Genomic DNA, 26,655 nt, shown 5'->3' with positions numbered 1-26,655 from the left:
GTATTTATGCGCCCGAGCACGCTATCCGCTTCTTCCGACGTGACGCACGACGCGGAATTTGACACAGAATCGGACGATCCACTTCTTTCACGAGTGGAAAATACAATATTACCTTTTTTCGGGGCGCATGCCGAAAGAGGAAGTACTTTTTATTGTGGCGACAGTGGTAGGGTAGTGACTGACTCTACACGACCCGACGACGATTCGATGCGCGAGGTCGTCGAGCGCTCTCGTAGCGGCGCACCGGCGGTCGGCGAGGCGGTCCGCGATCGCTTCTCGTCGGACGAGGTGTTCCAGCGGATCATCGCCGCCGCCGACGAGGAGGTGACCTCCGGCGGGCGCGAGTTGTTCTTCAGCGGACTCGCGGCCGGGCTGGCGATCACGATCACGGTGCTGTTGTACGCCTCGATGACAGCGTCGACGGACGGCCACCCGGTGTTGAGCGTGATGCTGTACCCCCTCGGATTCATCTACATCATTATGGGCGGTTACCAGCTCTACACCGAAAACACGCTTCCGCCGGTGGCGCTCACGCTCGAACGGCTGGCCAGTATTCCGACGCTGCTTCGCCACTGGGGGATCGTCCTCGCCGGAAATCTGATCGGGGGCGGAATCGGCGCGGCCGTGTTGACGTACGGCGGCGTGTTTTCCCCGGAAGCCGCTGCGGCCGCACTGGAGATCTCGCGGAAGGGCGTCGAAGCGGATCCCACCGCGCTCTTCTTTAAGGCCGCCATCGCCGGGTTGATCGTCGCCGGAGTGGTCTGGGTTGGCTTCGCGTCGTCCGACTCGTTCACCCGGCTGGCGGTCGTGTACATGGCGTTCCTCGCGGTCCCGCTCGGGAACCTCTATCACGTCGTCGTCTCCTTCACGGAGTTCGCCTACCTCGTGTTCGCCGGTGAGGTCGGCGTCATCGTTGGCATGACCGGCTTTGTAATCCCGGTGTTGCTCGGGAACACCATCGGCGGGGTGGTGCTCGTCACGATTGTGAACTACTTCCAGACCAGCGAGGAGCGCTTGGAGGAGGCGCGCTTCGAGGGGGTGACCCGTCGGCTCACGGTCCCGGAGTGGGTGCTCGGCCGGGCGGCCGGGCGGTCGTACGTCCCGATCTTGGACGCCACGGAGGCGACGCTGTTCGCCAACGAGGGGCATCGGATCATGGTCCCCATCACGAACCCGCGCACCGACGGACCGATCGTCGAGCTCGCGAGCCAACTCGCGAGCGACCACGAGGACGGGCTCGTCCACATCGTCCACGTCGTGCAGGCCCCTGAGCGGATGTCGCTTTCGGCGGGGGCCGGCCGGATCGCAGACGTCTCCGAGGAGGGGATGGAGGGGCTCCGGGAGATCGCGGAGGGGTACGACGTGGACGTTTCGACGTCGACCGTGGTTTCCCACCGTTCCTTCGAGGAGGTGTTCAACATGGCCCGCCGCACGCGGCCCGAGGCCGTGCTGATGGGCTGGGGCGAGGACCAGCTGTGGAGCGCGGCCCGCGCGGAGCGGCCGATCGACGAGCTCACCAACCAGCTCCCCTGCGACTTCCTCATCCTGAGCGAGAGCGACCTCGACACCTCGCGGGTGCTCCTCCCGACCTCCGGCGGTCCGGACTCGACGCTGGGCGCGGAGGTTGCCGGCGTGCTCTCGCGGACCGCCGGCGCGGACGTGACGCTGCTGCACGTCGTCGACGGCCCCGAAGACCGGGTGAAGGGCGAGGGATTCCTCGCCGCGTGGGCGAGCGAACACGGGCTCGACACCGCCGAGCGGATCGTCGACGACAGCGGCGACGTCGAGGGCGCTATCGTTCGCGAGGCTGCCGAGAACACCCTCGTGATCATCGGCGCGACGGAGAAGGGGCTGCTCTCGCGCCTCGTCTCGAACTCGCTGCACTTGGACATCATTCACGACGTCGACTGCTCGCTGCTCCTCGCGGAGCGCCCGAGCGGTCGCTCCCTGCGCGATCGGCTGTTCGGCAGGGGGCGACGCGAGGCCGGACCGCCGGGCGGAGCCGTCGCTCGGGACCCGGACGAGTCTGCCGGGGCCGACCCCACCGGACTCGACGACTCGGCTTCCGACGTGTCCGCGCCGGACGACGCCGACGATGCCGACGAGACCGCCGCCGACGAGCGCGAGGACCGACCGAACGGGACGACCGACGGGGAGAACGCGGAGTCGGCGGTCATCACCGACCACGAGGATCCCGACGGGGAGGCCGACGCTCCCGCCGAAGACGCGGACGAGGCGGACGGCGTCCCGCCGGAGCCGGCGGTCATCACCGATCACGAGGACCCTGATGACGACGATGCGAACGGGGCGGACGGAGCGGGCGGAGCGGACGACGGTACCGACGGTGACGGCTCTGACGCCGACATCGACGAAGCGGACGAGGACGACATCGACGAAGCGGACGGCGGCACAGAGGGCGCGTAATCGGACGGTAACGGCGCGGGAGAAGACGAGGATCCGCGCGCCTGAAACCCGTCGCGTCTGATAGCGCAAACGGCTCTTTGTCCATACGGCGACTTATTGGGGAGGAGACCCTTATGGACGGGTATGAACCGAAAGCTGGGCGCTATCGTCGGAGTCGTTGCGCTCGTCGCGCTGGCGGGCTGTTCCGGGCTCGTCGGGTCGACCGGCGGCTCCGGCGTCGGCGACGAGACTGAACTCGACAGGAGCATCGAAGTGACCGCGGACGGCGAGGCCACCGCAGAGCCGGACCGCGCGACGGTCAGTGTGGCGGTCACCGCGACGGGATCGGATCCCCAAACCGTCCGCGATGATCTCACCGCCAGCGACGGGGAGCTTCGCTCGGCGCTGACCGACTGGGGACTCGACGAGGACGACATCCGGACCGAGCGGTACGACGTTCACGAGACTCGGCCCTCGCGCGAGGACCCCGAGCACACCGAGTACGAGGGCGTTCACCAGTACGAGATCGCGATCGACGACGTGGACGCGGTCGGCGAGGTCATCGACGTCGCCGTCGACGCGGGAGCGGACGAGGTCCAGCGGATCCAGTTCGGACTGAGCGAGGAGCGCGAACGCGAGGTCCGTGAGACCGCCATCGAGAACGCGATGGAGAACGCCGACGCCGACGCCGACGTACTCGCGGGCTCCAGCGATCTGACGGTCGAGGGGGCCTATACCATCTCGACGGGCGGATCCGGAGTCTCGCCGTACAGAGTCTCCGACGCGGCGATGCTGGCCGAAGGCGACGACGGTGCCGGCGGCGCGGCGACCGGTATCGAGACCGGTGACGTGAGCGTGCGAGTCACGGTCAACGTCGTCTACGAGGCCCAACGAGCCTGAGGATTCATCCGCGGACCGCAAGTGCGTCGAGGGGAAGCCGCCCGTCCGATACTCCCTTCGTGGGAGGAAGTCCTCGGGGGTTTGGGAACGGCCCGATGTCCCACGCGGGAATTCTCGCCCGTCAGGGCGGGGAGGATGTCAACCCCGCGGCGTCCGGAAATCGTTTGAACGTCCGCGGCGTCTGAGCGCGTATGCGCGAAGTGACGCTCCGAATTCGCCATCGCGGCGGGCCGGAGTCCGAAGTGAGCGCCCGACACCCGGAGGTTACGTTCCGGTCGGTTTCCTCGATGACGGGGAGTGGAACCGAGCGAAAACGGATAATGGAGCTTCGGGGGCCGACCGACGAGATTCGATCGTTCATCGAGGAGTTCAGGCGGGCGGAGGCGGTCGTCGAGGCGGAGCCGCTCTCCCCGGTCACGGGCGAGCACGCGTACGTCGCGCTGATCATCGACACCGATGGGTGGGACGGGATCCGCGCCCGACTCTCGGAGATGGGCATCCACTACAGAATGGGGACCACGATCGCCGGCGGGATCGAGCGCTGGACGGTGTACATCGAGGCCGACGACGATCTCTCGGCGGTGATCCGGCGGCTGGAGGAGGGCGGTAACGACGTCGAACTCGCGCGCAACGTCGAGCTCGCGTCCATAGAGCGTCCGCCGGGGATGCCGGCATCGGGCATCCTCGACGGGCTCACCGCCAGGCAGCGGGAGGTGCTCTCGACGGCCATCGCGGTCGGCTACTACGACCACGGCGGCGGCGTGGGCGTCGAAGACGTCGCCGACGCTCTCGGACTCGGCTCGACGACTGTGTGGGAACACCTCTCGCGGGCCGAATCGACGGTCATGAACGCGCTGTTCGATCGGTTCGAAGGGGCGGAAAACGGAGATCGACAGGCGTCGGAAGACGACCAGACTGGTGGTACGAGTGCGGATCCCCACCGAAAATGACTGGGAGCGTGCCGTTGTGGCGGATTTCGAACAATCCTTTTGTACCTCCGGAGTCCAGCGACGAGTATGAACCAGGGTTCGGTGTCCGTTCCGGCCGAGCAGTACGAGCGCCTCACGGCGCTCGCGGCCGCCCGCGGGGTAACCCCCGAGACGCAACTCGCCCGACTCATCGACGACGCGTACGAAGGACTCGACGACGACCTCGATCCCGGGTCACTCCCGCTCGGCGTTTGTGACCCCGAGGACGGAACGGAGTGAGCGCCGTCGCCGCTTGAACCGATATCGTATCGGCTTCGGAGGGCGATATCGTTCGGTCGGGTGTAGCGACCGCGTCGGACTCAGGCCGGATCCGCCTTCGTCGCCTCGACCTCGACGCCGTCGGGGTCGACGCCGATTCGCGCGAACTGCGTACGGACGTGTTCCTTCGCCGCGTCGACCGCCGTGGACTTAGTGTCGAATCCGCGAGGCATCGGCTCCTCGAAGGCGATCCGGATCTCCTCGCCGTCGACGCGCAGCGCGGACCCGCCGCTCTCGACCTCGTAGAAGGAGTCGCACACCCAGACGTACGGGGCGTCTTCGTCGGGGGCTCCCTCGTAGACCGGGGGGTCCTCACCCCGTTCGAAGACCGTCCCGGTGAGGTCGGTCCCGCCGCCGCTGCCGCGAACGAGTATCATGGCACGGATACGGGCTGGAGATTGAAAAGGGGCCCGCGGCGGCGAGAGCGCTCCGGAGCGCCGACGAAAGGGGGAAACGCTTTCGGGGTGGGCGGCGGTGGATCCCTCATGACGCTGGAGGACTTCACCGAGTTCACCGAGGGGGACGACGGCGACGGAGACGCCGACGCGTCGAACTCGTCCGCCGACCGCCCGGACGATCGGGGCGACGCTGCGGCCGATCCGGGTTCTGCGAACCGCGACGGGAGTTCCGCGAACCGCGACGGGAGTTCCGCGAACCGCGACGGGAATTCCGCCGAGTTCGCCGCCTACGACGTCGCCCCCGCGGGCGACGACGTCGGCCTGGGCGTCGTCTCCGTCTCGCAGGGGCTTCGCGTCTCCGAGGAGGACGACGAGACGTCGCTGAAGGCGTTCGTCACGACCGGCAACCGCGAGGCGGTCAGGCTCGGGAAGTACCTGCTGATACCGTACCCGGACGGGGAGCGCTTGTTCTGTCGTATCACGGGGCTGGAGTACGCCCAGGAGTTTCAGTCGGACGACGCGACGGAGATCCACGCCCGGCGGCAGATGCGACGCGACGACTTTGCCGAGCGCGACTACAAGTTCATGGCCGAACTGGAGCCGATGTCGGTCGTCTACGGCGCGGGAGAGGACCTGAAACGCCGGATGACCGATCGGGTCCCGAAGCCCGGAGCGGTCGTCGAGGAGGCCTCCGACGACGCCGAGATCAAGACGGGGCTGAAGATCCCCGACGATGGCGTCTTCCTCGGACACCTCTCCGTCGGGGGCGAGAAGGTCCGGACGGCCGCGGAGCCGCCCACGGTCGATTACCGCGTGAAAGACGACTACGCCGACGGCGACCCCCTCGCGTTCCGGCACACCCTCGTCGCCGGCGGGACCGGCTCCGGGAAGACCCACGCCTCGAAGAACGTCCTCCGGCAGTACCTCGACTCGGATCGGACGTATCCCACCGGCGACGGGCGCGAGTCGCGGATGGCTGTCGTCCAGTTCGACCCCCAAGACGAGTACGCCCAGATGCACGACGACAACCCCGATCTCGACGCCAACTTCGCCCGACGTTTAGAGCGCGAGGGGATCGCACACGGCGGTCACGACGACACCGTCGCCCTCGTGCCGCGGGTCGCGAACGCGACGTACCCGGGTGAGGGTCACCGCGCGGAGCGCGTCGAGTTCACGATCCCCTTCTCGCTCGCTCGCGACATGCCGTGGCTCGTCGCCGGCTCAGGGCTCAACGATAACCAGTACCCGGCCCTCCTCACGCTGCTCAATCGGTTCTTCCGCGACTACGGCGATTCGGGCACCTACAGTCAGTTCCTCTCGTACCTCGACGACCCTGCGCTCAAAGAGGAACTCGACGAGAGCGGTCGGATCCACGAGGCGACGTTCGACGCCGTGAAACGACGGGTCCGCGGAGTCCCCGGCGGCGTGTTCGATCAGGACGCGAAGCCGATCACGGAGCTGGATCACACCCTCGTCCGCCCCGGCGGGCTCTCCGTGATCCCGACCTACCACCTCCCCACCTCGCGACAGAAGGAGATTGTCGTGCTCGCGGTCGCGGGCCTGCTCGTCGACGACAAGCTCTCGAACGACCCAGACAGCGACCGGATCGAGGAGACGCCGCTCCTCATCGGGATGGACGAGGCGCACAACTTCCTCGCGGACGCCGACAACGTGCAGGCCCAGAAGGTCGTCCAGAAGTTCACCGAGGCGGCAAAGCAGGGGCGAAAGGAGCGTCTCGGGCTGTTCCTGATCACGCAGGACCCGCAGGACGTGGCGGAGTCCGTGTTCAAGCAGGTGAACACGAAGATCGTCTTGAATCTCGGCGACGAGGACGCGATCAACAGCGTGAACATCCCGTCGAACCTCGCCGGGAAGGTGCCGTACATGGAGAAGGGTCAGATGGTCGTCTACTCGCCGGACAACTCCGAGCCCGTGGAGCTGATCGGCCTCTCGAAGTGCGTGACGCGACACGGGGAGTGACCGTTCGACACGTGGCGTGGCCGTGCGACGGAGGATGATGGATGATCTCCGACACGCGCGTGACCGACTCGTGCGACCGCGAATCGCCAGCTTCCCGGAGTCGGCGGCACTCTTTTTGAGGCGACCGGACGAAACGACGGTATGACCAAACGGATCCTCGTGGCGGTCGACGGATCGACTGAGGCAGCCGAGGCGCTGGCGTTCGCGGCCACGGAGTGGCCTGACGCCGAGTTGACGGCGCTGCACGTCATCAATCCGGCGGACTCGACGACCGGCGCGGAGGGTGGGTTCCCCGGCGCGGTCGATCAGTGGTACGACAGCGCCAAACGACGCGGCGAGCGGATCTTGCGAGAGGCGACCGGCGCGGTCGACCGGGAGGTCGACACCAGACTGGAGATCGGTCGACCGACCGCGACGATCCTCGCGGTCGCCGGCGGCGAGGCGGGGGTCGGGGATGACGAGACCGCGGAGCCGTTCGACCACATCGTGCTCGCGAGCCGGGGACGGACCGGACTGTCGCGTGTCCTCCTCGGGAGCGTCGCCGAGGGCGTCGTCCGGCGCGCCGAGGTCCCGGTCACGGTCGTTCGGTGAGGGCGCTTCGACCGTTCGGTGAGGGCGCGTCGACCGTTCGGTGAGGGCGCGTCGACCGTTCGGTGAGGGCGAGACCGGTGGTCGACCAGCGTGAGTCGACAAGAACGAATCGACCGGAGTGAGTCGATCGGGTCAGTCGTCCACGCGTTCGGCGTCGACGACCTCGCCGACGACCGTCCACCCCTCCTCATCCGGGCCGGAGCGACCGAGCAGCACCGACTCGTTGTCCTCGGAGGTTATCAGCCGGAACGCGGCGTCGACGTCCTCGTCGGTGCGGATCCCCTCGCCGCGGAACTCGCGCTGGAAGAATTCGGTCGAGGAGAACTCGAAGACGCCGGTCTCGCCGCCGTCGAGCGTGAGACGAACCGGCCGCGGCTGGACGTTGTGGATCCGTTTTGCGACGGGGTTTAGATCGGGCATGTCAGCGACTCGGCGCGTCGCGAATAAAAAGACGCTGACAGCGTCTCTAGGCGAGAGCGGGCCATTCGGTGAGAACGCTGCGCGGAAAACACCACGACGGAACGCCGCCGATCGAAAATGAAGCGGAGAAACGCGAGTTACGCGTCGAGAACGTCGTCGTAGTCGCCGGCGTCGACGCGGTCGTCGAACGTCCGAGCGTCCTCGCCTTCGATGGTGACGCCGAGAGAGGCGCAGGTGCCGCCGACCTCCTTGGCGGCGTTTTTCACGTCGTACGCGAGCAGGTCGGTCGACTTCTGCTCGGCGACCTTCTTCACCTGTTCGATCGACATGTCCGCGACGAAGTCCTTCTGCGGCTCGCCGGAGCCGGTCTCGAAGCCGGCCTCGTCTTTGATCAGTTCCGCCGTCGGCGGGACGCCGACCTCGATCGTGAACGAGCCGTCGTCCTCGTACTCGATGGTGACGGGGACTTCCATCCCGTCGAATGCGGCGGTCTCGTCGTTGATCTGGGACACGACGTCCTGTACGTCCACCGGCGTCGGTCCGAGCTCGGGACCGAGCGGCGGGCCGGGATTGGCCTGCCCGCCGGGGACGAGCGCTTCGATAGTTCCAGCCATACCCGTACGAACCCGGTGACGACTTTTAACGGTTGTTCTTTCGGGCAGCGGGAGCCAGCGATTCGCACACGACCGGCAGAGTCGGGCGCTGAACGACCGCAAACGCGCCTCCGGTTCGTCCCCGGTGGATCCGACCGAGTATCGATGACGATTTGGTGTTCTTGTCCCGGCGATTGGCGTCAGCGCTCTCGCTGGTTATAAGCCGTTGGCAGCGCGGTGAATCGTTGTGTATCCGGTGTTGATTGCTTATAAGTGATTGACGGTGCGGTGAACACTTACAAAGCCCAAGCCGCGAGGCCCTCCCCGCACAGCACCACCGGAAGACGATCGCCTCGCTCCGCTCGGCGTTGCGACTTCCGTACTCCCGCTCGCTCCGCTCGCGGGACCGCAACCGCACCTCACGCCTCCCCAGCCTCGTCACCGGCGCTTTACGCCGGTTGGCAGAGGCGCGTAGCGCCTCGCTGCCGCTTCGGGCTTTTATAAGGCGCTCGCGGCGACCAGCGAGAATCGAAGATTCTCTGGCAGCGAGGGACACAGTCCCTCGGGCAACCGGGCAAAGCCCGGTGACAGCCAGACGTAGTCCGGCGACAGCGAGGCGCAAAGCGCCTCTAGCAGCCGGCGGCTCCGCCGCCGGCGACGCCACCGCCACGGTCATTTATAAACAGTCGTCGCCGCCCTGCTCACATCTTTTAAATACCTCGTCGACAGCGGCGGTTTGCAACACCCACTCCCGCAATCGATCAAGAAGCAGTCTTCAGCGACCAGCCGTTCCGGACGAAAAACTGTCTAAAGAATAGAATTCCAACAGAGTCGGCTCTATTAAACGGCGCTCTGTATTCAGCACACAGATTCTGTCAACATCTGTGGATTTCAACAGAGGCAAAAATTACCAAAGTGCTGGTGCTACATCTAGAGAAGAAATCCAGCAAAGATGTGGGCCGAATGAGCGGTTGTTCGGTCCGGTCAGCTGCTGTTTGCGTCGGATCCCGGGAGATGCGTTTAGCTTTCGGTTTCGGTTTCGGTTCCGTTTTCCGCCGGCGATTGTTCCGATATCGTTAGATCCGCCCAAGCTACGGACCCTTGCTCGACGATGTTCGCTGGTTCAAGCTCCTCCGCGGAGAGCACGCGTTCGTCGTTAGGGAAAAGTTCACCCTCCGGCGCGGAGAACTCCTCTGACTCCACATCGTCTTCCTCGGGATCGAAGACAACGATCCGTCCCACCATACCGAGCCCCAAGTGGGGGAAACAGAAGTAGTCGTACACTCCTTTCTCGTTGAACTGGTATACCCAGGACTCGCCAGGCATCATGGGCGGCGAGGTAAATCCGGGGACGTCCTCCGGAACTCGATTCGGGATCTGGAGGTCACCGTCGACGAACTTATCGTGGAACGCCGTTACCGTATGAAGCCCGGATACATCGTTGAAGTGGACGACTTCGGACGGTTCGACGTGAAGCCCAACGGGATCGAAGAAGAACTCCGCCGGCACTTCCAGCAGTTCCCCGGGAGCGTCCTCGTCAGGCTCTTCTGGGAAACTCTCGTGGTCACCCGAACCTTCCTGAACCATTACGTCGACGACGTGCTCTACGGAAAGGTCTTCAGTTTCTCCCTGTGCAAGGGGGTAACCGAATACTGGATCCGTGAGATCGGCTATGAAGTGATCACTCGCGCCACTGTCATCGGTGGGTGTGGTCTCGTCTTCTTGGCCCGCTCCGGTCATGCTAAAGGCACCCAGTGTGGCCAATCCAGCACCAGCGCCCGTGATTTTCAGTACGTTTCGGCGGGACCGATCGATGATCCCGTTGCTCTCCTCGTTCGATGTCGATTTGTCATTCGCCACCATGCGATCTTAATTGATTGATCTATCGATATTAGTATAAACAAAATAAATACCGTAGTACAATGCAGAGAGTGTGTGGTATCGAGCGTAATATAATTTTACCACAGATACAGTCTTATTCACCTATGTCAAAAATGGGGTAAGTGTAGCCATCGGAGAATATACGGATAGACAACGGGGCGACTGTGTGCTCTGGTACGTTCGGCCTGCCGGTGATTGATCTGGATTATCTGGATCGCCGGCTAGATATGATGACCCTTCTATACTGACCGACCCAATATGAATGGTCTTACGACAGTTCAGTTGAATAATGTGTGAGAATGGGCTTGCAGATGTCTCAATTACTCTTATTGGCGATCTTGGGGGCCGTACCACTCGGAAACGAATCGGTTCCCCCACCGCGCCTCTATTTATAAGCAATCACTCCGTGGCACCCTCTCCCGCGGTGCGACCGGGCAGAAACGTTCCCGTCTCGCGGCGGACGCCGAGCAGCAGCGCGACGCCGGCTGCGAGCGGGAGCACCGCACAGGCGGCGTATATCGGCGCGAACCCTACGGCGTCGATCAGCGGGAGCGACACCATCGGGCCGAGTCCCCCGCCCACGTCGCCGAAGACGTTGTTCGTCCCCGACGCACGACCCATCCGATCGGCGGGGGTGAGATCGGCGAGCAGCGCCATCATCGGTCCGCTCGTCCCGCCCTGCCCGGCTCCGATGAAGACGCACGCGAGCGCGAGGTCGACGACGGACCCCGACCGCGCGAGGAGCAGGAACCCGAGACAGGAGACGACGAGGAACGTCAGTAGGATCGGCGTCCGCGACTCCCGCGTGTCCGATATCCGCCCCCCGAGGAGCATGAAGACGGAGGCCGAGAGCACGGTCCCGGCCATGAACAGCCCCGAAGTCCCCTGCGGGTCGAGCCCGAGCAGCGAGATCTCATTCTCGCCGAGGAAGAGGACGAGCGTGGAAAACAGCGCCCCGATGTACGCGAAAAGCAGTCCGAAGTTGACGAGCCCCACGGTGAGAGCGGGGAGGGAGGTGTCCACGTCCCACGGCTTGACGGAGTCCTCGGTCCGCTCGCTGGTGACGTGCGTCTCGGGAACGTACCGGTGGGCGACGACGCTCGCGGTGAGCGCGAACGCGGCCGCGACGGTGAACGCGGCGGCGTTGCCCGCGAGCGACGAGACGATCCCCCCGAGCACGAGTCCGGCCGGAAATCCCAACGTGATTCCACCGCGGACGACGCCCATGTTCGTCCCCCGCGAGCCGCTGTCCGAGAGGTCGGCGGCGATGGTGTAGGCGGTCGCGAACACCGCCGCGGAGCCGAGCCCCCAGAGGATCCGCGCGAGCAGGAACCAGGTCTCCGGGGCGACGGCCGCGGCGATCGGCGTCATCCACCAGTCCGCTCCGACGGCGATCGATCCGACCGATCCCGCCGGCAGCGCCGCGGCGAGCCATCGGAGCGAATCGGCGGACGGCATCCCGAGCGCGACGACGTACCCGAGCGTCGCGATCCCCTCGATGAGCAGGCCGTACACGAACGGCTTCCGCGTCCCGTATCGATCGACGAGCGCGCCGGCGGGCGCGTTAGCGACCAGCCGAACCCACCGGTTCGCGGAGAGAATGACGCCGACCATGAACGCCGAGATACCGAGCACCGCGCCGAGATTCGGAAGGATCGGGAAGACGACTCCGCCGCCGAATCCGACGAAGAAGGTGCTCGCGATCACCGCGAGCAGGACCGTCGGGGGCCGATCGACGCCGAGCCACCCCATTTCAGTCGTCCCCGTTCGCACGCACGGGCCGCGTCATTCGTCGACGTCTCCGCGTTCTCCCGCGTCTCCGCGTTCTCCCGCGTCTTCGCGTTCTCCCGCGTCTTCGCGTTCTCCCGCGTCTTCTGGTGTCATCTCCGCGATGCCGTCCGCGAGCGACGGGATCTCGACGCCCTCGGCGAGCAGGGGTTCGACGACGCGCCGAAGGGTCGCTTCCGCGACCGTCCGCGTGTAGGGAGAGTCGGCGTCGTCGTATCCCCCAGTGGTGTCCTCACCGTCGTCGGGTCCTCCGATGGAGCCCTCGCCGACATCGACATCCCCGCTCAGGGTAATCTGTCGCGTGCGCGCGCCGTCGACCGCCGCGACGAGCAGCGCGGCCGTCTCGTCGACGTCGACATCGCGGAAGACGCCGGCCTCGATTCCCGACGCGAGGATGTCGGCGACGGTGCCCCGGAGCAGCCGGTCGCTCCGAACCAACTGCTCGCGGATCCGTTCGTTGAACGGGCCCTGCGTCCGCAGCTCCAACAGGGCGATGTGGAACGCCTCGCGGTCGACCGCGTCGGCCTCGAAGACGAACCACCCGAGGAACTGCGCGAGCCGCTCCGCCGGCGGGTCGTCCGCGTGCAGCTCGATCCGACGCTCCGAATCGGTGATGACGTGGTCGAGGAAGGCGACGAGCAGCTCCTCCTTCGTGTCGTAGTGGTAGTGGAGCAGCGACTTGCTCTTCGAGCACTCGTCGGCGATGTCCTGCATCGTTGCGTCGGCGTAGCCGTGGGCGCGGAGCGCGCGATAGACCCCGTTCATGATCTCGTCGGCCGCGCTCGGCTGGTCGCTCATTGACTGACCAGTCAGTCAACGACGAATAAATTCCTATCGGTCGGAGGACGAGGCGGGCCCTCGACACCGACAGCCACCGCTCACGGACGTAGTACGGTCAAAAAGCCGATACTCCCTTGGAACGTCTTCGTCAGCGGTTACAGACGGGTGACGTTCGTCGCGCGCGGACCTTTGTCCGCTTCCTCGATGTCGAACTCGACTTCCTGACCCTCCTCCAGGTCCGGGCCGCCGACGTCCTCCATGTGGAAGAACACGTCTTCGTCCGCGTCGTCAGTCTCGATGAATCCGTAGCCGCCAGTGTCGTTGAAGAAATCAACTTCGCCTTTCGCCATTGCGTCCGTACTGGCGGGAGGTGTACATAAAAGCCTTCCGTGACCGCAACGCCCCTGCGAACGGGAGGCACGGTTTGGGCTGCGGTCGGGAGGTTCGAATTCGGCCGCTGCCGAGTGACTCGGGTTTGCCGTGACCGGGAGGTGGGAACAGGGATCGAGGCGGTACAGTTCGATCCGGACGACCCCCGATCGCGGCGTTCCAAGTCGTGTCGGAATTCCCTCTGGGCGTCGGGGTCGCTGGTCGAAGCGTCCGCCGTGTTAGTAACTACTATACGACCTCGGTGCTGACCCGTTAGGTATGAGTCAGTCGTACAATCGAGGCCTCATCGAGGACTTCAGCCGCTGGCGGGAGTTCGAGGCGGGGATGTGGGCTTGGATCTTCCACAAGTTCACGGGGTGGGTGCTCATCGGCTACCTGTTCACCCACATCGCCGTGTTGAGTACCGGAATCCCGGCAGCGGGCGCGAGCGAGGCCGCGCTGATGGCGGGCGAAGACGTGTACACCCAGACGATCGTCAGCCTCGAAGGGCTGTTGTTGGTGCGGATTCTGGAGGTGGGGTTGCTCGCGGTCGCGGTCTTCCACATGCTCAACGGCACCCGGCTCCTCCTCGTCGATCTCGGGGTCGGGCTAGAGGCACAGGACAAGAGCTTCTACGCGTCGCTGATCTTGACCGGAGCGATCACCGTCGCGTCGGTGCCGACGTTCATCGCGGGGGCGTTCTGAGATGGCCGAGCGCTACTCCTCGTTCACCTCCGGCGGTCGGATGTGGCTCCTCCAGCGGGTCACGGCGGCGTTCCTGCTCGTCGTGTTGGCGTTCCACTTCTTCCTGCTCCACTTCGTTCACCACGCCGATGAAGTCTCGTTCCTCGCCAGCTCGGCGCGGATGGAGCAGCTGAGCTACTACTCGCTGATGATCCTGTTCCTCGTGACGGCGACGTTCCACGGGGTCAACGGCGTGTACAACGCGCTCGTCAACCAGGGCCTGACCGGCACCAAGCGCACGGTTATCAAGTGGACGCTCGTCGCCGCGAGCGTCGTGTTGCTGTTCCAAGGGATTCGCACCGCAAACGCGTGGGCGGGCGGCTTCCCGCTGTTGTAAACAATGAGTACGCAGATTCCCAACCAGACCGACGAATCGAGCGAGACCGAACCCGACGCAGAGGCCGGCTCCAAGGGCGACGAGCGACGCGCGGAGAAGCGACGCCGCGCCGCGGAGGAGCGCGAGCGGCGGCAGGCCGAGGAGGCAGAGAGGGCGGCCGCCGACGAGGAGACGGTCGAACTGAAGGTGTTCCGGTACGACCCGGAGGTCGAGGGGAAACAGGATCCCCGGTTCGACACGTTCCACGTCCCGTTCACGAAGGGGATGACGGTCCTCGACGCGCTGATGTACTCGCGTGACAACTACGACTCCTCGCTCACGTTCCGGCACTCCTGTCGGCAGGCGGTGTGCGGGTCGGACGCGATGTTCGTCAACGGCGGGCAGAAGCTCGCGTGTAAGACTCAGATCGTCGACCTCGATCAGCCGATCCGCGTCGAACCGCTCCCGCACGCCGAGGTGACGAAGGATCTCGTCGTCGACATGGAGCACTTCTACGAACAGATGGAGGCGGTCGAGCCGTACTTCCAGACGACCGAGTACCCTGAGGGCGAACTGGAGGAACAGCGACAGACGCGGGAGAACCGCGAGAAGGTGAAGATGTCCACGCGCTGTATCTGGTGTGCCGCGTGTATGTCATCGTGTAACATCGCCGCGGGCGACAACGAGTACCTCGGTCCCGCCGCGATCAACAAGGCGTACCGGTTCGCGATGGACGAGCGCGAGGGCGAGGACATCAAGCAGAAACGGCTGGAGATCATCGAGCAGGAGCACGGCGTCTGGCGGTGTCAGACGCAGTTCTCCTGTACCGAGGTGTGTCCCAAGGACATCCCTCTCACCGAGCACATCCAGGAGCTGAAGCGCGAAGCGGTCAAGAACAACCTGAAGTTCTGGTAACGGTCAGAGACACGCTCAAGGAACTTCGGAACTACCAGAACTCACACCACACGACACAGAACTCATACTACCAATGTACGAACACGACGTCATCGTTGTCGGCGCTGGGGGGGCGGGACTCCGGGCGGCGATCGCGGCACAGGAAGCCGGGGCCGACGTGGCCATGGTCACAAAACTCCACCCGGTCCGCTCGCACACGGGAGCGGCCGAGGGGGGCATCAACGCGGCGCTGCGCGACGCAGACTCCTGGGAGGACCACGCCTACGACACCATGAAGGGGTCGGACTACCTCGGGGACGCTCCCGCGGTTGAGGCCCTCTGTCGGGAGAGCCCGGAGGAGGTCATTCGGCTCGAACACTGGGGCATGCCGTTCTCCCGCGAGGAGGACGGGCGCGTCTCCCAGCGGCCGTTCGGCGGACTGTCCTTCCCGCGGACCACGTACGCCGGGGCTGAGACCGGCCACCAGATGCTCCACACGATGTACGAGCAGGTGGTCAAACGCGGAATCACGGTGTACGACGAGTGGCACGTGATGGACCTGGCCGTCACCGGCGAGGACGACCCGGCCGACCGCACCTGCCACGGCGTCGTCGCCTACGACATCCAGAGCGGCGAGATTAACGGTTTCCGCGCCGAGAACGGCGTCATACTCGCCACGGGCGGGATGGGGCAGGTGTTCGACCACACCACCAACGCGGTCGCGAACACCGGCGACGGCGTCGCGATGGCGTACCGGGCCGGCGTTCCCATGGAAGACATGGAGTTCATCCAGTTCCACCCGACGACGCTGCCGTCGACGGGCGTCCTGATCTCGGAGGGCGTCCGCGGTGAGGGGGGAATCCTCTACAACCGCGAGGGCGAGCGGTTCATGTTCGAACACGGGTACGCGAACAACGACGGCGAGCTCGCCTCTCGCGACGTCGTCTCGCGCGCCGAGCTGACGGAGGTCAACGCAGGGCGCGGCATCGAGGACGAGTACGTCCACCTCGACATGCGGCACCTCGGTGAAGAGCGCATCCTCGATCGGCTGGAGAACATCCTCCACCTCGCCGAGGACTTCGAGGGTGCGGACGGGCTGACGGAACCGATGCCGGTCAAGCCCGGCCAGCACTACGCGATGGGCGGCATCGAGACCAACGAGCACGGTGAGACGGCGATCGGCGGGCTGTATGCGGCCGGCGAGTGCGCCTGCGCGTCGGTCCACGGCGCGAACCGTCTCGGCGGGAACGCGCTGCCCGAACTCATCGTCTTCGGCAAGCGGGCGGGGCGTCACGCCGCCGGAGAGGACATGGGCGAGGCGGAGATCACGACCGGGAAGGAGGGCGACTGGGAGCCGGCCGACTACGAGTTCGACGTCGAGGTCGGCGAGACCGGCGGACAGGGACCCGCCGCGGCCGACGGCGGCGCGGTGGCGACGGACCCCGACGGCGTGCTCTCCGCCGCGGTGGAGCAGGCCCAAGACCGCGTCGAGGCGCTCCTCGAACGCGAGGGTCGCAACCACGCGACGGTCCGGTCGCAGGTCCAGCAGACGATGACGGCGAACGTCAACGTGTTCCGCGAGACGGGCGGCCTCGAAGAGACGCTCGGTGACCTCCACGAGGCTCGCGAGGCGTACAAGGACGTCGCGGTCTCGGACCCGTCTCGGACGTTCAACACGGATCTCATTCACACGATGGAGACGCGGAACATCCTCGACATCGCCGAGGCGCTGACGATGGGTGCGCTCGCACGGCGGGAGTTCCGCGGGGCTCACTGGCGGAAGGAGCGTCAGGAGCGCGACGACGAAAACTGGCTGAAACACACGCTCGTCTCGTGGAACGACGGCGAGCCCGAACTCTGGTACAAGCCGACGATTCTCGAAGGCGAGAACAAGACGTACGAGCCGAAGGATCGATCGTACTGAGCCGGACGGATCGATCGTACTGAGCCGATTTTCGTGACGGTCGTTCCGGATCCATAACGGTTTCCTATCCGTCATCGGTCGAAAGCGCCGGCCCGTTTCGTTCCGAGAGACGGTTGCACCTCACGCGGCGACGCCAGAGATGACACGCATCCCGCGGAAGGAAGCCCGAACGGCCAGTGTACGGTATTTCGACGATCGTTGAATAGGGGATTTATTATCGTCGAACCCATCCGCTCGGACAAGATGATAGAGACAGAGACGGCACGCGCCGCGGGGCCCGCGCTGCCGCCGGAGCTGCAGTCTCCGCGCGCGAAGCTCGTGTACCTGTATCTGACGACGAACGGCGACGCGACGGTCTCCGAAATGGGCGACTCGCTCGGCATGAAGAAACTCTCGCTGTACAGCATCCTGAAAACCCTCCGGAAGGAAGGGATGATCGACTGCGACGGGGACACGTACGCTCTGAACTAATCGATCCGCAGCGAGTTGCACTTGATTCCGTCGCAAGTTGCACTCGATTCCGGCATGTGATGCCCGCGCGGGGCGGCGGAGCGTTTAGGGGCTCGCGGGACGCAGTGCCGGCGTGGACGCGAATCAACAGGAGTTCCGAAATCCGTTCGGGATGGACGAGGCGTGCGAGAACTGTCCCGAGCTGTGCGGCCCGCGCGACCGAGTCGTACACGGCTACGGCGACGTGGGCGCGGAGTTCCTCGTAGTCGGAACCGGGCCAACCGCGGCCGCCGAGGCCAACGGAGTCCCGTTCACCGGCGACCGCGGGGGCGAGCGGGTCCAGTCGATATTCGCGGACCTCGGGTTCGTGCGATCGCCGCCGGACGCCGCCGAACCGGACGTTCAGAACGTCTTCTTCACGAGCCTGACGCGCTGTCGCCACCCCGAACGCGAGCCGACCGAACGGGAGGTCGAGACCTGCGAGCCGTTCCTCAACGCGGAGATTCGCATGATCAATCCGCAGATCATCGTTCCGGTCGGGGAGCGACCGCTCCGCGAGCTCGCGATCGAGTACACGACGCGCCGGCCCGATTCCTTCGACATCGAGGACGAGCACGCAACGACGATCCGCGGCCGCGGATTCGAGCTGGTGCCGATGACGGAACCGGACGAGATGACGGACGCGGAGGCGGACGCGTTCCGGGATCACGTGCGAGAGAACGTTCTGAGCCGAGATTACCGGCAGACGAAAGGGAGACAGAGCCGCTGAGCTGGAGAGCAGTCGCTGAGCCGGAGAGCAGTCGCTGAGCCGGAGAGCAGTCGTTGTGGTGGAGAGCAGTCGCTGAGGTGGAGAACAGTCGTCTCAGTCGTCGAGGTCGGTCACGTCGTCGATCGCGTCGCCGAGCAGATCCGCCGTCGCGTCGTCGCTTTCCGCGCCGAACGCGCAGTCGATGAGGATGTGTCCCCCGAGCGTCGACGGCGAGATTACCTGATCAGCGCCCGCTCGCCGGAGCTTGTCGACGTTCTCCCGCTGGGTCGCCGCCGCGACGATCCGCACGTCCGGATTGAGCTGTCTGGCGGTCAAGATCGCGAGCGCGTCGCGGGCGTCGTCTTCGGTCGCGACGACGACCGCGCGGGCCCCTTCGAGGTTGACCCGTTCGAGCGGTTCCACGTCGCTCGGATCCGCGGTGAACACCGGGATCTCGCGCTCGCCGAGCCGCCGCGCGGCGGTCTCGTCGGTCGTGACGACCGCGTACTCGACGCCGGCGCGGGAGTCGAGTTCTTCGAGAATCGGTTCCGTCAGATCCCCGTAGCCGAGAACGAGGACGTGGTCGTCGAGGAGGTCTATCTGGTTGTCCGTCATTTTTCCGAGTGCCTTGGAGAGCTGCGCCTCGATGGCGGGCGTGAGCAGGACCCCGAGCGCCACCGCGAAGGCGGCGACGTTCATCACGAGCGAGGAGAGCACGAACAGTTGAGCGATGTCGGCCTCCGGGCCGGTCGCCGGGGTGACGTCGCCGTAGCCGACCGTAGAGGCGGTGACGACCGTGAAGTAGAACGCGTCGACGATCGTCTCGATCCCCTCGAACTGGTCGCGGAGCGCGTACGATCCGATCGTCCCGTACGAGATCGCCGTGACGAGTGCCGCCGCCGCCGCGAGCTGCGTCGGCGAGGGTGAGAACGGACGGTCGAACCGTCCGCGGTTGTAGACGAGCGCCGGAACCGACAGCGCGGAGAGCGCGACCAGCGGAAACGACAGCACCGAGGCCTGCATCAGCCCCTGGATCGCCGTCAGCGGCAGGAGGACGGCCGTCGAGTACCAGCCGACGCGGTACCCGTTCTTCAGCGCGAACCCGCTGCCGAGCATCGAGAAGCCGGTTATCGTCCCGGTGAATCCGACGGTCTGGCGGACGACGTCTGGAACGTACGGCGTGAGCGGCCCGTCGACGCCGAGCCCGCCGATCTGCGCGAGCCCGGCGAGGATAGACAGGATCGCGACCGCGAATGTCAGGGCGATCGACGCCCGCACGGTCACCCAGTCGCGAGTCCGTTCCATACGGTGGCGTCGCCGACGCCGAACTTAAACCCCGCGAGCGTCGGGTGGGCTCCCACGAACGAGGAGGCGTCCCCCGCGAGCGCGGATCACGCACTCAGCGAGCGAGATCGCGTCGACCGACGCGCCGATAGCGGTTTAACCGTTCCGCCGGTTGGAAGGCGTATGTCACTTCCCGTCGAAATCGTCTTCGGGATCTACCTCGGCGTCATCACGGGGATCGTTCCAGCGCTGGTGGCCGGCGTGCTCGGGTTCGTGTTCAAATACGTCACCGGGGTGACGATACCCGGGCTCGGGGTCGTCGTCCTCGCGCTGGCGATCGCCGGGATCAACGGCGGGCTGCTCGCGCTCAACGACGAGACCATCCGGACCTCCGAGCGCGCTCCCGCGATCCTCACGGCGATCGTGGTCATCCTGATGCTCTCGCTGTACGCCCACGCGCAGGGCGACATGCTGGGCGCGAGCGTTCCGAAGCGGATCTCCCTCCAGCGGCTCCGCGATCGGACGCTCTCGACCGACGTGATCGAACTCGTCGGCGGCCGCGGCCGGGTCGACGTGGAGATCGCGGGCGAGGTGAACGACATGGAGGGGTACCCCTCGTTACCGGTCGAGACTCGCCGCGCGATCGTCGAGGGCGAGTGGACATTCCCAGCCGACCTTCCGCTCGTCGAGTTGGAGAACCGACTCGCGGACCGGCTGCTGACCGAACTCGATCTCGCCGACGTTGCGGTTCGAATCGACGAGCGAGCGCGCGCGACCGTGGCCGCCGCGCCGCCGACGGGCGCGCTCTCGAAGCGCGTTCCGGCGGGGAAGCGGGCGGTGTCGATACCGGCGCTCGTTCCGACCGGCATCGCGCGCGGCGATCTCGTCCGGGTGATCGTCCCAGATCGCACTGTCGACGGAACGGTGCTCGCCGCCCGGTCAAGCGGGGCAGTCAAGTCGAGGACCGAGGCGGAACCGACGGAGGCGGCCGAGGGTACCGGGAGTGACGGCGGAAACGACGACGTTCGAACCGACGGCGGAGAGGCCTCGCCTGCGACCCCGACCGCGCCGTCCGTCGCTCCGACGACGACAGGCGGAGAGGGGCGGGTGACCGTCGCGGTCGACAGATCGGAAGCGGCGGCGCTCCTGCGGTCGGACCGCGGTCGCGTGTTGGTACTCTCGCGAGGCACGCGCCGGGAGTACGAACTCACGACGCTGCTGCGGCGCGCCGGCAACCGCTTCCGTAAGGCGACGGTCGTCGCCGGCGGTCCCCTCGACGGCCACACGATCGGTGAAGTCGGTGTTCGCGAAACGTACGACGTCGCCGTTCTCGCGGCCCGTCACGAGTCGTGGACGATCGCTCCGAGCGGAACGCAGCCGCTGTCGGCCGGGGACGAGCTGTTCGTCGTCGGGAGCCGGAACGCCCTCGACAGCTTCGCGGAGGTCGCGCGATGACCGGTGCGGTCGCGGGGGCTACCGGTGCGGTCGCGGGGGCTACCGGTGCGATCGCGGAGCTTGCCGGTGCGAGCGGGGTTATCGCCGAACCGGCCGTGGGAGCCGTCGGTCTCCTCGTCGTCGACGGGACCGCCGTTGAGGTCGGCTTCGCTCGACCGCGACAGGCCGCGGTCACCCTCGCCACGTTCGCGATCCTCGCCGCGGTCGTCGCCGGATCGGCCGCGCTGACGTACCGCTGGTACTTCCGCGACGAGGTACCCGAGGGCGTCACCGCGCTCCTCGGCGTCGCGGTCGTCGCGCTGTACCTGAACACGACCTCGCTTGGCGCGGTCGCCGGCGGCGACTCGCCGGCGCTGCTCGAACCGGAGCGCGTGTTCTTCAACGTTGTCTCGCTCGGAGTCGCCGCAGTCACGGCCCCGGTCGGTCGATATGTCGGCGATCGCCTCGCGGTCGACGTGTTCGCGCTCTCGGGAGCCAGGCAGCTGGAGGGAGAGCTGAGCGGGATCGTCCGAGCTGTCGGACGATTCACCGCCGTCACGCTTCCGGAGGCCGAGGACGTCAAGGACATGGACACCTACGATCCGGTTTCTCCGGAGAAGAAGGCGGAGCTGGCCGGGAAGACCCTGCTCTTCGCCCGGAAGCTCTCCGGCGAACAGCTCCGAGAACGCCTCGTCTCGCGGGTGAAAAGCGACTACGGCGTCGGGTACGTCGACGTCGACGTGTCCGAGGACGGCGAGGTCGAGTACTTCGCGGTCGGCTCCCGGGCAGCCGGGCTCGGACCGACGCTGGCCCCGGGATCGGCGGCGATCGCCGTGGCGGCGGATCCGCCGAACAACGCCACTGCGGGGGACGCGGTCCAGGTGTGGCGGGCGGAGCCGGAGGCGAAACGCGTCGCGACCGGCGAGTTGCGCGGCGTCGCCGGCGACGCGGCGACCGTCGCGCTCGACGAGTCGGAGGCCGAGAAGTTGGTCGACGAAGCGGGGTACCGGCTCGTGACGCTCCCGGCGGAGCCGCAGGCCGACCGCGAGTTCGCGTCGCTGTTGCGGACCGCAGACGAGACGATGGCGGCGATTGCGGTCGAGGCGGGGAGCGCCCTCGTCGGAAGCACCGTCGGCGAGGTCGGGACCGTCGTCGCCGCCGTCCGTCCGGCGTCGGGGGCGGTCAGACCGATTCCGCCGCGGTCGTACGCGTTCGAGGCTGGCGACCTCGTGTACCTCGTCGGCCGCCCGGACGCGCTCCGCCGGTTCGAGTCGGACGCCGCGAGCGGGGATCGCTCCGGCGAATCCGAGCCGGCCGAAGGAGACAGCTCCGGCGAGCCCGATGACACCTCCGGGGACGGATCGGGGGGATCCGCTTCCGTCAACCGGACCGACTCCGAGGGATCCCCGCCCGCAGACGAGGAGGAGACGGCGGACGGGGCGCAACGCTCTTGAGGCGTCCGCGCCGGGGTCACGTATGGAGTGGAAGCTGTTCGCGGACCTCTCGGAGATAGTCGGCGATCGCGTCGCCCCGGTGGCAGCGGGACCGGGCGACACGGTCGGCGACGCCCTCGACGATCTGCTCGACGCACATCCAGACCTCCGCGATCGGATACTCGACGACGGCGAGGTCGCAGATCACATCAACGTTCTCAGGAACGGTCGGAGTGTGTATCACGACGACGGACTCGAGACGACCATCGAGGCGGGCGACGAACTCGCGCTGTTCCCGCCTGTGAGCGGCGGCTAGACGGGCGACGGATCGGTCGTTTCAAGCGTCGCGCCGACCCAGTCCGCGGCATGAGCGACGGCGACAGCGACGGTAATCCCGACGGCGACGACGACCAAGACCCGGGGGCCGACGGTGCCCACGACGGACCGCACCGCGAGGAATTCGACGAGGACCCGGTCGGACACACCCGCGCAACGCCCGGGATGACGGTCGGCGAGCTGGTCGACGGGTACGGCGAGGCGGGCATCGGCGCGGCCGCGGTCAACGAGGCGGGCGACGTGCTCGCGGAGATGTTCGCGAACGACGATTGCACCGTGTTCCTCTCGCTGGCGGGCGCGATGGTTCCCGCCGGGATGCGTCGGATCGTCTCCGAGCTGATCCGCGACGGCTACGTCGACGCGCTGGTGACGACGGGCGCGAACCTCACGCACGACTCCATCGAGGCGATCGGCGGGAAACACCACCACGGCCGGACTCACGACCCCGAGAAAAGCCCCCGCGAGCACGACGAGGGGCTCCGCGACGAGGGCGTCGACCGCATCTACAACGTCTACCTGCCCCAGGAGCACTTCGCGGACTTCGAGGGACACCTGCGCGAGGAGGTGTTCCCCCCACTGGAGGCGGACCCGGACGCCGACGGGGGTGGCGGCAGCGACGTCGACAGCGACGGTGACGATGCGGTCGACGGGGGCGAGGCGAACGGCGCGGTCTCGATCGCCGACCTCACCCGCGAACTCGGTCGCGCGAACGCCGCGGTCAACGAGCGCGACGGCGTCGCCGAGGACCCCGGCGTCGCCGCCGCCGCCTACGAGTGCGACGTGCCCGTCTACTGTCCCGCGGTGCAGGACTCAGTCCTCGGGCTGCAGGCGTGGATGTACGCCCAGACGGCGGACTTCACGCTCGACGCGCTCGACGACATGACCGAGCTGACGGACCTCGCGTTCGACGCCGACGACGCCGGCTGCCTCCTCGTGGGGGGCGGCGTTCCGAAGAACTTCACCTTACAGACGATGCTCGTGACGCCGCGCGCGTACGACTACGCCGTCCAGATTACGATGGACCCCGAGGCGACCGGCGGGCTCTCCGGCGCGAGCCTCGAGGAGGCCAGATCGTGGGGGAAACTGGAGAAGGACGCGCGCAACGCCTCCGTCCACGGCGACGCGACCGTCATGCTGCCGATGCTGATCGCGGCGGCCCGCGAACGCGTGGAATAGCTCCGTCATAGTCGTCGGCCATTTATGCGTTGATTCAATCGACGTGTTATACGTTGTTGCGTCGACGGCGCAGTGAGCATCTCCGACACCCAGCCAGTTATATATAAATCGTTGCTGTCGGCGACGTGGTGACTACTCACAACGTTCCAGTCGAGTGTTTATAAGTCGTTGCTGGCGAGGTGAACACGTCCGAAGCCCCAGCCGCCGGCGGCTTCGCCGCCGGCTGCCAGAGGCGCTTCGCGCCCCGTCGCCGCGCTCGCTTATTTAAATACCACGTCGCTGTCGGCGGTATCATCCGTGCACCCGCTGTGTCCCGCCGTAGCGGCTTGCGTCGCGGTATCTACGGTTTTCGGGGCCGAACCTCCTAAGATCGGTCGTTTAACAGGCGCAGTAGTAGTCGCGGTCGACGAACTCGGTTTCGAACAGCTTCGCGACCGGTGCGGGGTCGGAGGGCCGGTAGACGGCGGTCGTTAGGTCGCCCTCCGCCTCGAACTCGCCGGAGACGAGCCGCCGCCAGTCGGCGGCCGACAGCTGGTCCCAGACCGCGTCGTCGCCCGCGAGCAGCGCCATGTAGTCGCGGAGGGACGCCCACCGGGTCGGCCGGGTTTCGGTCGGTTCGTACGACGCGTCGGTGACAGCCGCGTACGCCGCCATCGGGAGGTTCGCCCCGGCGGCGACGGGCATACCTATCCACTTCCATGGTCGGGTGTTGACGTCGAGCAGTAGGAACTCCTCGCGGTCGGCGTCGTAGACGAACTCCGCCTCGCTGATCCCGTGGTAGCCGGCGTCGTCGAGCACCGCGAGCGCGCGCTCCTCGATCGCCGGCTCGTCGGATGTCCGCACCAGACACGACGTCCCGAACTCACGGGGGTACCGCACCGCGGCGTTGCCGACCACCGCGAGCGCGTCTTCGACTCCCGACGGCGGCACGTACGACGCGAGCGAGTGGTCCCTCCCGGCGGCGATGTCGACGCGCTTCTGAGCCATCACGGCGATCCCCGCCTCGCGGGCGGCCGCGACCACGTCCGCGAACTCCGCTCGATCCGCGACCTCGATCACGTTGGTGCCGAACGCCTCCTCAAACTCTCGTTTCAACTCCGGTTTGACGACCAGCGGGAAGCCGATCGCCTCGGCGGCCTCGTCGAGCGTGGCGGCGGCGGCCGGCTTCCCCGTTGACGCTTCGGTCGTCCCCGTCGCCCAGTCCGTCCCCGTCTCCGCTCCGTCCGTCTCCGTCAGCCGATACGTCTCCGGGTACGGCACCCCGAGTTCCTCGCAGGTCGCGTACAGCGCAGACTTGTTCAACACGTCGTCGAGGGTGTCGATCCCGGCGAAAGGCAGCCGGACGCCCTCGGGGTCGGCCCGCGCGTACGCGAGGGCCCACTCGTCCATGCAGCCGAACGCGACAGCCTCGGTTCCCACGGCGTCGACGACCGCCTCGACGTCCTCGCGGAACCCACCGAGATCGTCGAGCGGGTACGTCACCGCGCCCGCGAAGTCGACGGCGGCTGACGGCGGCGCGACCCCGTCGTGACGGACCGCGCCGCCGTCGCCGCCGGTCCCGTCCCCGGCGGCGCGATCGAGCGCGATCACGGGTACGTCGTGTGCGTCGAGCGCGCGGGCGACCCCCAGCCCGGTCACGTGGGCGTTACTGACGAGCGCGGGCGGACGATCGAAGGTCGCGTCCGCGATCGCGTCGGTCAGCGCCGCCGTCGAGAGGAACTGCTCTGCCATACCCCGTATGGCCGGTCGGGGTACAAAGGCACACCAGTACCGGCCCGGCGTGCCACTACCGATCCGGCGTGACACTACCGAGCTGGCATGCAACTCCGATGGCGAGCGACCGACCGCGAGTCGAGATGGGGGGGGTGGTGACCCGGATTCACGGTGCCCCGGACGCAACGCGCTTTTACTCGCGTACCGCCTCCGATCGGTCATGAGCGAGAGCGATGTCCGCGACCGGGTCCGACGCGCGTTCGCGGAACACGGCTCCTTCGAACCGGCCGGCCACGGTTCCGACGGTTCCGACAGTTCCGATGTTTCCGACGGTTCCGACGTGAGCGAGGGGAGCGAGGGGAGCGACAAGGGCGAGAAGAACGACGAGTATCGCGGAGCCAACGGAGACGAAGCCGAGGTCTGGACCGCGGAAACGACACCGTTCGACGGCGAGGTTCGTGCCGAGCCAGCCTCGGACGGTCGGGTCCGGTTCGCGGTGACCGTTCGGGTACCGACCCTCTCCGCGGTGACGGCCGACGAGGTCGCGGACGTCGTCGAGGAGGGCTGGGCCGAGACGTTCGAGCTCCGTGTCATCGACGTGGGGGGCGTCACGCGCCGCGACCGCGAGTTCGACCCGGTCGTCGAGATTGGCACCAATGAGATCGTCGTCGAATTCGAGCTGATCGACGGCAACGAGCGACTCGGCGTCGACGACGCCGGGGCGCTGATCGACTTCGTCGAAGGGACCTACGTGCAAGGCGTGATCCCCGGCTACGAGTACACCGATCCGGTGGCGGGGCTGCTCTCGGCGGCGCGCAGACAGGGTACCGACGGCGGGTTCTAGCTCGCACCG

General features: G+C 66.7%; 26 protein-coding genes. 17 read left to right on the top strand and 9 right to left on the bottom strand.

Annotated elements, in window-relative coordinates:
* Nucleotides 1–174 precede the first annotated feature (174 nt).
* The 4 genes from ACFQEY_RS08765 (at nucleotide 175) to ACFQEY_RS08750 (ending at nucleotide 4,511) form a co-directional block, all read left to right on the top strand.
* On the top strand, nucleotides 175–2,424 hold the full coding sequence (locus ACFQEY_RS08765) for a formate/nitrite transporter family protein (RefSeq protein WP_379767312.1): 2,250 nt from the start codon (nucleotides 175–177) through the stop codon (nucleotides 2,422–2,424).
* A gap of 123 nt (nucleotides 2,425–2,547) precedes the next feature.
* Entirely contained in the window at nucleotides 2,548–3,303 is a 756-nt protein-coding gene (locus ACFQEY_RS08760) for an SIMPL domain-containing protein (RefSeq protein ID WP_379767309.1), read from the top strand.
* Nucleotides 3,304–3,494: 191 nt separating this feature from the next.
* The gene (locus tag ACFQEY_RS08755) at nucleotides 3,495–4,253 is read left to right on the top strand and encodes a helix-turn-helix domain-containing protein (protein WP_379767306.1); all 759 of its coding nucleotides are present in this window, start codon (nucleotides 3,495–3,497) and stop codon (nucleotides 4,251–4,253) included.
* A gap of 66 nt (nucleotides 4,254–4,319) precedes the next feature.
* Nucleotides 4,320–4,511, top strand: coding sequence for a hypothetical protein (locus ACFQEY_RS08750; protein ID WP_379767304.1), 192 nt, complete (start codon nucleotides 4,320–4,322; stop codon nucleotides 4,509–4,511).
* 80 nt (nucleotides 4,512–4,591) lie between these two features.
* Here the strand turns inward: ACFQEY_RS08750 and ACFQEY_RS08745 are convergent, their stop codons facing one another.
* Entirely contained in the window at nucleotides 4,592–4,927 is a 336-nt protein-coding gene (locus ACFQEY_RS08745) for a DUF7113 family protein (protein ID WP_379767302.1), read from the bottom strand.
* A gap of 108 nt (nucleotides 4,928–5,035) precedes the next feature.
* On the opposite strand from ACFQEY_RS08745, the gene ACFQEY_RS08740 reads away from it, so the two are divergent.
* Nucleotides 5,036–6,928 (top strand): ATP-binding protein, encoded by a 1,893-nt coding sequence (locus ACFQEY_RS08740; RefSeq protein ID WP_379767299.1) that lies wholly within the window; start codon nucleotides 5,036–5,038, stop codon nucleotides 6,926–6,928.
* 141 nt (nucleotides 6,929–7,069) lie between these two features.
* Nucleotides 7,070–7,519 carry a universal stress protein gene (locus ACFQEY_RS08735; protein WP_379767296.1) on the top strand — a complete coding sequence of 150 codons (450 nt, stop codon included), beginning with the start codon at nucleotides 7,070–7,072 and terminating at the stop codon, nucleotides 7,517–7,519.
* A gap of 132 nt (nucleotides 7,520–7,651) precedes the next feature.
* On the opposite strand, the gene ACFQEY_RS08730 is transcribed toward ACFQEY_RS08735, so the two are convergent.
* The 6 genes from ACFQEY_RS08730 to ACFQEY_RS08705 form a co-directional block, all read right to left on the bottom strand.
* Nucleotides 7,652–7,939: a transcriptional regulator gene (locus tag ACFQEY_RS08730; protein WP_379767294.1), complete on the bottom strand. Its 288-nt coding sequence runs from the start codon at nucleotides 7,937–7,939 to the stop codon at nucleotides 7,652–7,654.
* Between the two features lie 137 nt (nucleotides 7,940–8,076).
* Nucleotides 8,077–8,553, bottom strand: a complete 477-nt coding sequence (locus ACFQEY_RS08725) for a 50S ribosomal protein L11 (RefSeq protein WP_379767291.1) — start codon at nucleotides 8,551–8,553, stop codon at nucleotides 8,077–8,079.
* Between the two features lie 999 nt (nucleotides 8,554–9,552).
* Nucleotides 9,553–10,395 carry a plastocyanin/azurin family copper-binding protein gene (locus ACFQEY_RS08720; RefSeq protein WP_379767289.1) on the bottom strand — a complete coding sequence of 281 codons (843 nt, stop codon included), beginning with the start codon at nucleotides 10,393–10,395 and terminating at the stop codon, nucleotides 9,553–9,555.
* A 417-nt stretch (nucleotides 10,396–10,812) separates the two neighbouring features.
* Entirely contained in the window at nucleotides 10,813–12,165 is a 1,353-nt protein-coding gene (locus tag ACFQEY_RS08715) for an MFS transporter (RefSeq protein ID WP_379767286.1), read from the bottom strand.
* 33 nt (nucleotides 12,166–12,198) lie between these two features.
* Nucleotides 12,199–12,999: a TetR/AcrR family transcriptional regulator gene (locus ACFQEY_RS08710; protein ID WP_379767283.1), complete on the bottom strand. Its 801-nt coding sequence runs from the start codon at nucleotides 12,997–12,999 to the stop codon at nucleotides 12,199–12,201.
* 137 nt (nucleotides 13,000–13,136) lie between these two features.
* Complete coding sequence (locus ACFQEY_RS08705; RefSeq protein WP_004046659.1) at nucleotides 13,137–13,331, bottom strand: cold-shock protein; 195 nt, start codon at nucleotides 13,329–13,331, stop codon at nucleotides 13,137–13,139.
* A 298-nt stretch (nucleotides 13,332–13,629) separates the two neighbouring features.
* Between ACFQEY_RS08705 and sdhC the strand changes: the two genes are divergently transcribed.
* The 6 genes from sdhC to ACFQEY_RS08675 all read left to right on the top strand — a co-directional run bounded on the left by sdhC (nucleotide 13,630) and on the right by ACFQEY_RS08675 (nucleotide 18,447).
* On the top strand, nucleotides 13,630–14,055 hold the full coding sequence (gene sdhC / locus ACFQEY_RS08700; protein ID WP_379767280.1) for a succinate dehydrogenase, cytochrome b556 subunit: 426 nt from the start codon (nucleotides 13,630–13,632) through the stop codon (nucleotides 14,053–14,055).
* Between the two features lies 1 nt (nucleotide 14,056).
* Nucleotides 14,057–14,431, top strand: coding sequence for a succinate dehydrogenase/fumarate reductase transmembrane subunit (locus tag ACFQEY_RS08695; RefSeq protein ID WP_379767277.1), 375 nt, complete (start codon nucleotides 14,057–14,059; stop codon nucleotides 14,429–14,431).
* A gap of 3 nt (nucleotides 14,432–14,434) precedes the next feature.
* Nucleotides 14,435–15,325 carry a succinate dehydrogenase/fumarate reductase iron-sulfur subunit gene (locus tag ACFQEY_RS08690; RefSeq protein WP_379767274.1) on the top strand — a complete coding sequence of 297 codons (891 nt, stop codon included), beginning with the start codon at nucleotides 14,435–14,437 and terminating at the stop codon, nucleotides 15,323–15,325.
* A 73-nt stretch (nucleotides 15,326–15,398) separates the two neighbouring features.
* Nucleotides 15,399–17,228, top strand: coding sequence for an FAD-binding protein (locus ACFQEY_RS08685; protein WP_379767272.1), 1,830 nt, complete (start codon nucleotides 15,399–15,401; stop codon nucleotides 17,226–17,228).
* A 243-nt stretch (nucleotides 17,229–17,471) separates the two neighbouring features.
* Entirely contained in the window at nucleotides 17,472–17,699 is a 228-nt protein-coding gene (locus ACFQEY_RS08680) for a TrmB family transcriptional regulator (protein WP_379767269.1), read from the top strand.
* Between the two features lie 112 nt (nucleotides 17,700–17,811).
* Nucleotides 17,812–18,447: a uracil-DNA glycosylase gene (locus tag ACFQEY_RS08675; RefSeq protein ID WP_379767266.1), complete on the top strand. Its 636-nt coding sequence runs from the start codon at nucleotides 17,812–17,814 to the stop codon at nucleotides 18,445–18,447.
* 93 nt (nucleotides 18,448–18,540) lie between these two features.
* Here ACFQEY_RS08675 and ACFQEY_RS08670 read toward each other — a convergent pair whose 3' ends face one another.
* The gene (locus ACFQEY_RS08670; protein ID WP_379767263.1) at nucleotides 18,541–19,731 is read right to left on the bottom strand and encodes an NAD-binding protein; all 1,191 of its coding nucleotides are present in this window, start codon (nucleotides 19,729–19,731) and stop codon (nucleotides 18,541–18,543) included.
* A gap of 162 nt (nucleotides 19,732–19,893) precedes the next feature.
* Here ACFQEY_RS08670 and ACFQEY_RS08665 point away from each other — a divergent pair, with 162 nt between their 5' ends.
* From ACFQEY_RS08665 to ACFQEY_RS08650, 4 genes are read left to right on the top strand one after another with little or no spacing between them, the layout of a single operon-like run.
* A complete protein-coding gene (locus ACFQEY_RS08665; protein WP_379767260.1) occupies nucleotides 19,894–21,165 on the top strand; it encodes a potassium channel family protein in 1,272 nt (423 codons plus the stop codon).
* The gene (locus ACFQEY_RS08660) at nucleotides 21,162–22,598 is read left to right on the top strand and encodes a cation:proton antiporter regulatory subunit (RefSeq protein WP_379767257.1); all 1,437 of its coding nucleotides are present in this window, start codon (nucleotides 21,162–21,164) and stop codon (nucleotides 22,596–22,598) included. The genes ACFQEY_RS08665 and ACFQEY_RS08660 overlap by 4 nt, the downstream gene beginning before the upstream one ends.
* A 22-nt stretch (nucleotides 22,599–22,620) precedes the next feature.
* Complete coding sequence (locus tag ACFQEY_RS08655) at nucleotides 22,621–22,893, top strand: ubiquitin-like small modifier protein 1 (protein WP_379767254.1); 273 nt, start codon at nucleotides 22,621–22,623, stop codon at nucleotides 22,891–22,893.
* Nucleotides 22,894–22,943: 50 nt separating this feature from the next.
* Nucleotides 22,944–24,089: a deoxyhypusine synthase gene (locus ACFQEY_RS08650; protein ID WP_379767251.1), complete on the top strand. Its 1,146-nt coding sequence runs from the start codon at nucleotides 22,944–22,946 to the stop codon at nucleotides 24,087–24,089.
* A gap of 378 nt (nucleotides 24,090–24,467) precedes the next feature.
* Here ACFQEY_RS08650 and ACFQEY_RS08645 read toward each other — a convergent pair whose 3' ends face one another.
* Nucleotides 24,468–25,820 carry a carboxylate--amine ligase gene (locus ACFQEY_RS08645; protein WP_379767248.1) on the bottom strand — a complete coding sequence of 451 codons (1,353 nt, stop codon included), beginning with the start codon at nucleotides 25,818–25,820 and terminating at the stop codon, nucleotides 24,468–24,470.
* A 202-nt stretch (nucleotides 25,821–26,022) separates the two neighbouring features.
* Between ACFQEY_RS08645 and ACFQEY_RS08640 the strand changes: the two genes are divergently transcribed.
* Nucleotides 26,023–26,646, top strand: coding sequence for a DUF5813 family protein (locus tag ACFQEY_RS08640; RefSeq protein WP_379767246.1), 624 nt, complete (start codon nucleotides 26,023–26,025; stop codon nucleotides 26,644–26,646).
* Nucleotides 26,647–26,655: the final 9 nt, after the last annotated feature.

It is taken from the genome of Halorubrum trueperi (genome assembly GCF_042662525.1).
Lineage (GTDB): Archaea > Halobacteriota > Halobacteria > Halobacteriales > Haloferacaceae > Halorubrum > Halorubrum trueperi.
Note: the sequence above shows the minus strand (reverse complement) of the source record. Positions and strands in the feature narration are given on the sequence as shown.

What these genes read in the sequence shown, in the direction of transcription:
- ACFQEY_RS08760 (WP_379767309.1), top strand. Translation starts at nt 2,548, where the DNA reads ATGAACCGAAAGCTGGGCGCTATCGTCGGAGTCGTTGCGCTCGTCGCG.
- ACFQEY_RS08755 (WP_379767306.1), top strand. Translation starts at nt 3,495, where the DNA reads ATGCGCGAAGTGACGCTCCGAATTCGCCATCGCGGCGGGCCGGAGTCC.
- ACFQEY_RS08750 (WP_379767304.1), top strand. Translation starts at nt 4,320, where the DNA reads ATGAACCAGGGTTCGGTGTCCGTTCCGGCCGAGCAGTACGAGCGCCTC.
- ACFQEY_RS08745 (WP_379767302.1), bottom strand. Translation starts at nt 4,927, where the DNA reads ATGATACTCGTTCGCGGCAGCGGCGGCGGGACCGACCTCACCGGGACG.
- ACFQEY_RS08740 (WP_379767299.1), top strand. Translation starts at nt 5,036, where the DNA reads ATGACGCTGGAGGACTTCACCGAGTTCACCGAGGGGGACGACGGCGAC.
- ACFQEY_RS08735 (WP_379767296.1), top strand. Translation starts at nt 7,070, where the DNA reads ATGACCAAACGGATCCTCGTGGCGGTCGACGGATCGACTGAGGCAGCC.
- ACFQEY_RS08730 (WP_379767294.1), bottom strand. Translation starts at nt 7,939, where the DNA reads ATGCCCGATCTAAACCCCGTCGCAAAACGGATCCACAACGTCCAGCCG.
- ACFQEY_RS08725 (WP_379767291.1), bottom strand. Translation starts at nt 8,553, where the DNA reads ATGGCTGGAACTATCGAAGCGCTCGTCCCCGGCGGGCAGGCCAATCCC.
- ACFQEY_RS08720 (WP_379767289.1), bottom strand. Translation starts at nt 10,395, where the DNA reads ATGGTGGCGAATGACAAATCGACATCGAACGAGGAGAGCAACGGGATC.
- ACFQEY_RS08715 (WP_379767286.1), bottom strand. Translation starts at nt 12,165, where the DNA reads ATGGGGTGGCTCGGCGTCGATCGGCCCCCGACGGTCCTGCTCGCGGTG.
- ACFQEY_RS08710 (WP_379767283.1), bottom strand. Translation starts at nt 12,999, where the DNA reads ATGAGCGACCAGCCGAGCGCGGCCGACGAGATCATGAACGGGGTCTAT.
- ACFQEY_RS08705 (WP_004046659.1), bottom strand. Translation starts at nt 13,331, where the DNA reads ATGGCGAAAGGCGAAGTTGATTTCTTCAACGACACTGGCGGCTACGGA.
- sdhC (WP_379767280.1), top strand. Translation starts at nt 13,630, where the DNA reads ATGAGTCAGTCGTACAATCGAGGCCTCATCGAGGACTTCAGCCGCTGG.
- ACFQEY_RS08695 (WP_379767277.1), top strand. Translation starts at nt 14,057, where the DNA reads ATGGCCGAGCGCTACTCCTCGTTCACCTCCGGCGGTCGGATGTGGCTC.
- ACFQEY_RS08690 (WP_379767274.1), top strand. Translation starts at nt 14,435, where the DNA reads ATGAGTACGCAGATTCCCAACCAGACCGACGAATCGAGCGAGACCGAA.
- ACFQEY_RS08685 (WP_379767272.1), top strand. Translation starts at nt 15,399, where the DNA reads ATGTACGAACACGACGTCATCGTTGTCGGCGCTGGGGGGGCGGGACTC.
- ACFQEY_RS08680 (WP_379767269.1), top strand. Translation starts at nt 17,472, where the DNA reads ATGATAGAGACAGAGACGGCACGCGCCGCGGGGCCCGCGCTGCCGCCG.
- ACFQEY_RS08670 (WP_379767263.1), bottom strand. Translation starts at nt 19,731, where the DNA reads ATGGAACGGACTCGCGACTGGGTGACCGTGCGGGCGTCGATCGCCCTG.
- ACFQEY_RS08665 (WP_379767260.1), top strand. Translation starts at nt 19,894, where the DNA reads ATGTCACTTCCCGTCGAAATCGTCTTCGGGATCTACCTCGGCGTCATC.
- ACFQEY_RS08660 (WP_379767257.1), top strand. Translation starts at nt 21,162, where the DNA reads ATGACCGGTGCGGTCGCGGGGGCTACCGGTGCGGTCGCGGGGGCTACC.
- ACFQEY_RS08655 (WP_379767254.1), top strand. Translation starts at nt 22,621, where the DNA reads ATGGAGTGGAAGCTGTTCGCGGACCTCTCGGAGATAGTCGGCGATCGC.
- ACFQEY_RS08650 (WP_379767251.1), top strand. Translation starts at nt 22,944, where the DNA reads ATGAGCGACGGCGACAGCGACGGTAATCCCGACGGCGACGACGACCAA.
- ACFQEY_RS08645 (WP_379767248.1), bottom strand. Translation starts at nt 25,820, where the DNA reads ATGGCAGAGCAGTTCCTCTCGACGGCGGCGCTGACCGACGCGATCGCG.
- ACFQEY_RS08640 (WP_379767246.1), top strand. Translation starts at nt 26,023, where the DNA reads ATGAGCGAGAGCGATGTCCGCGACCGGGTCCGACGCGCGTTCGCGGAA.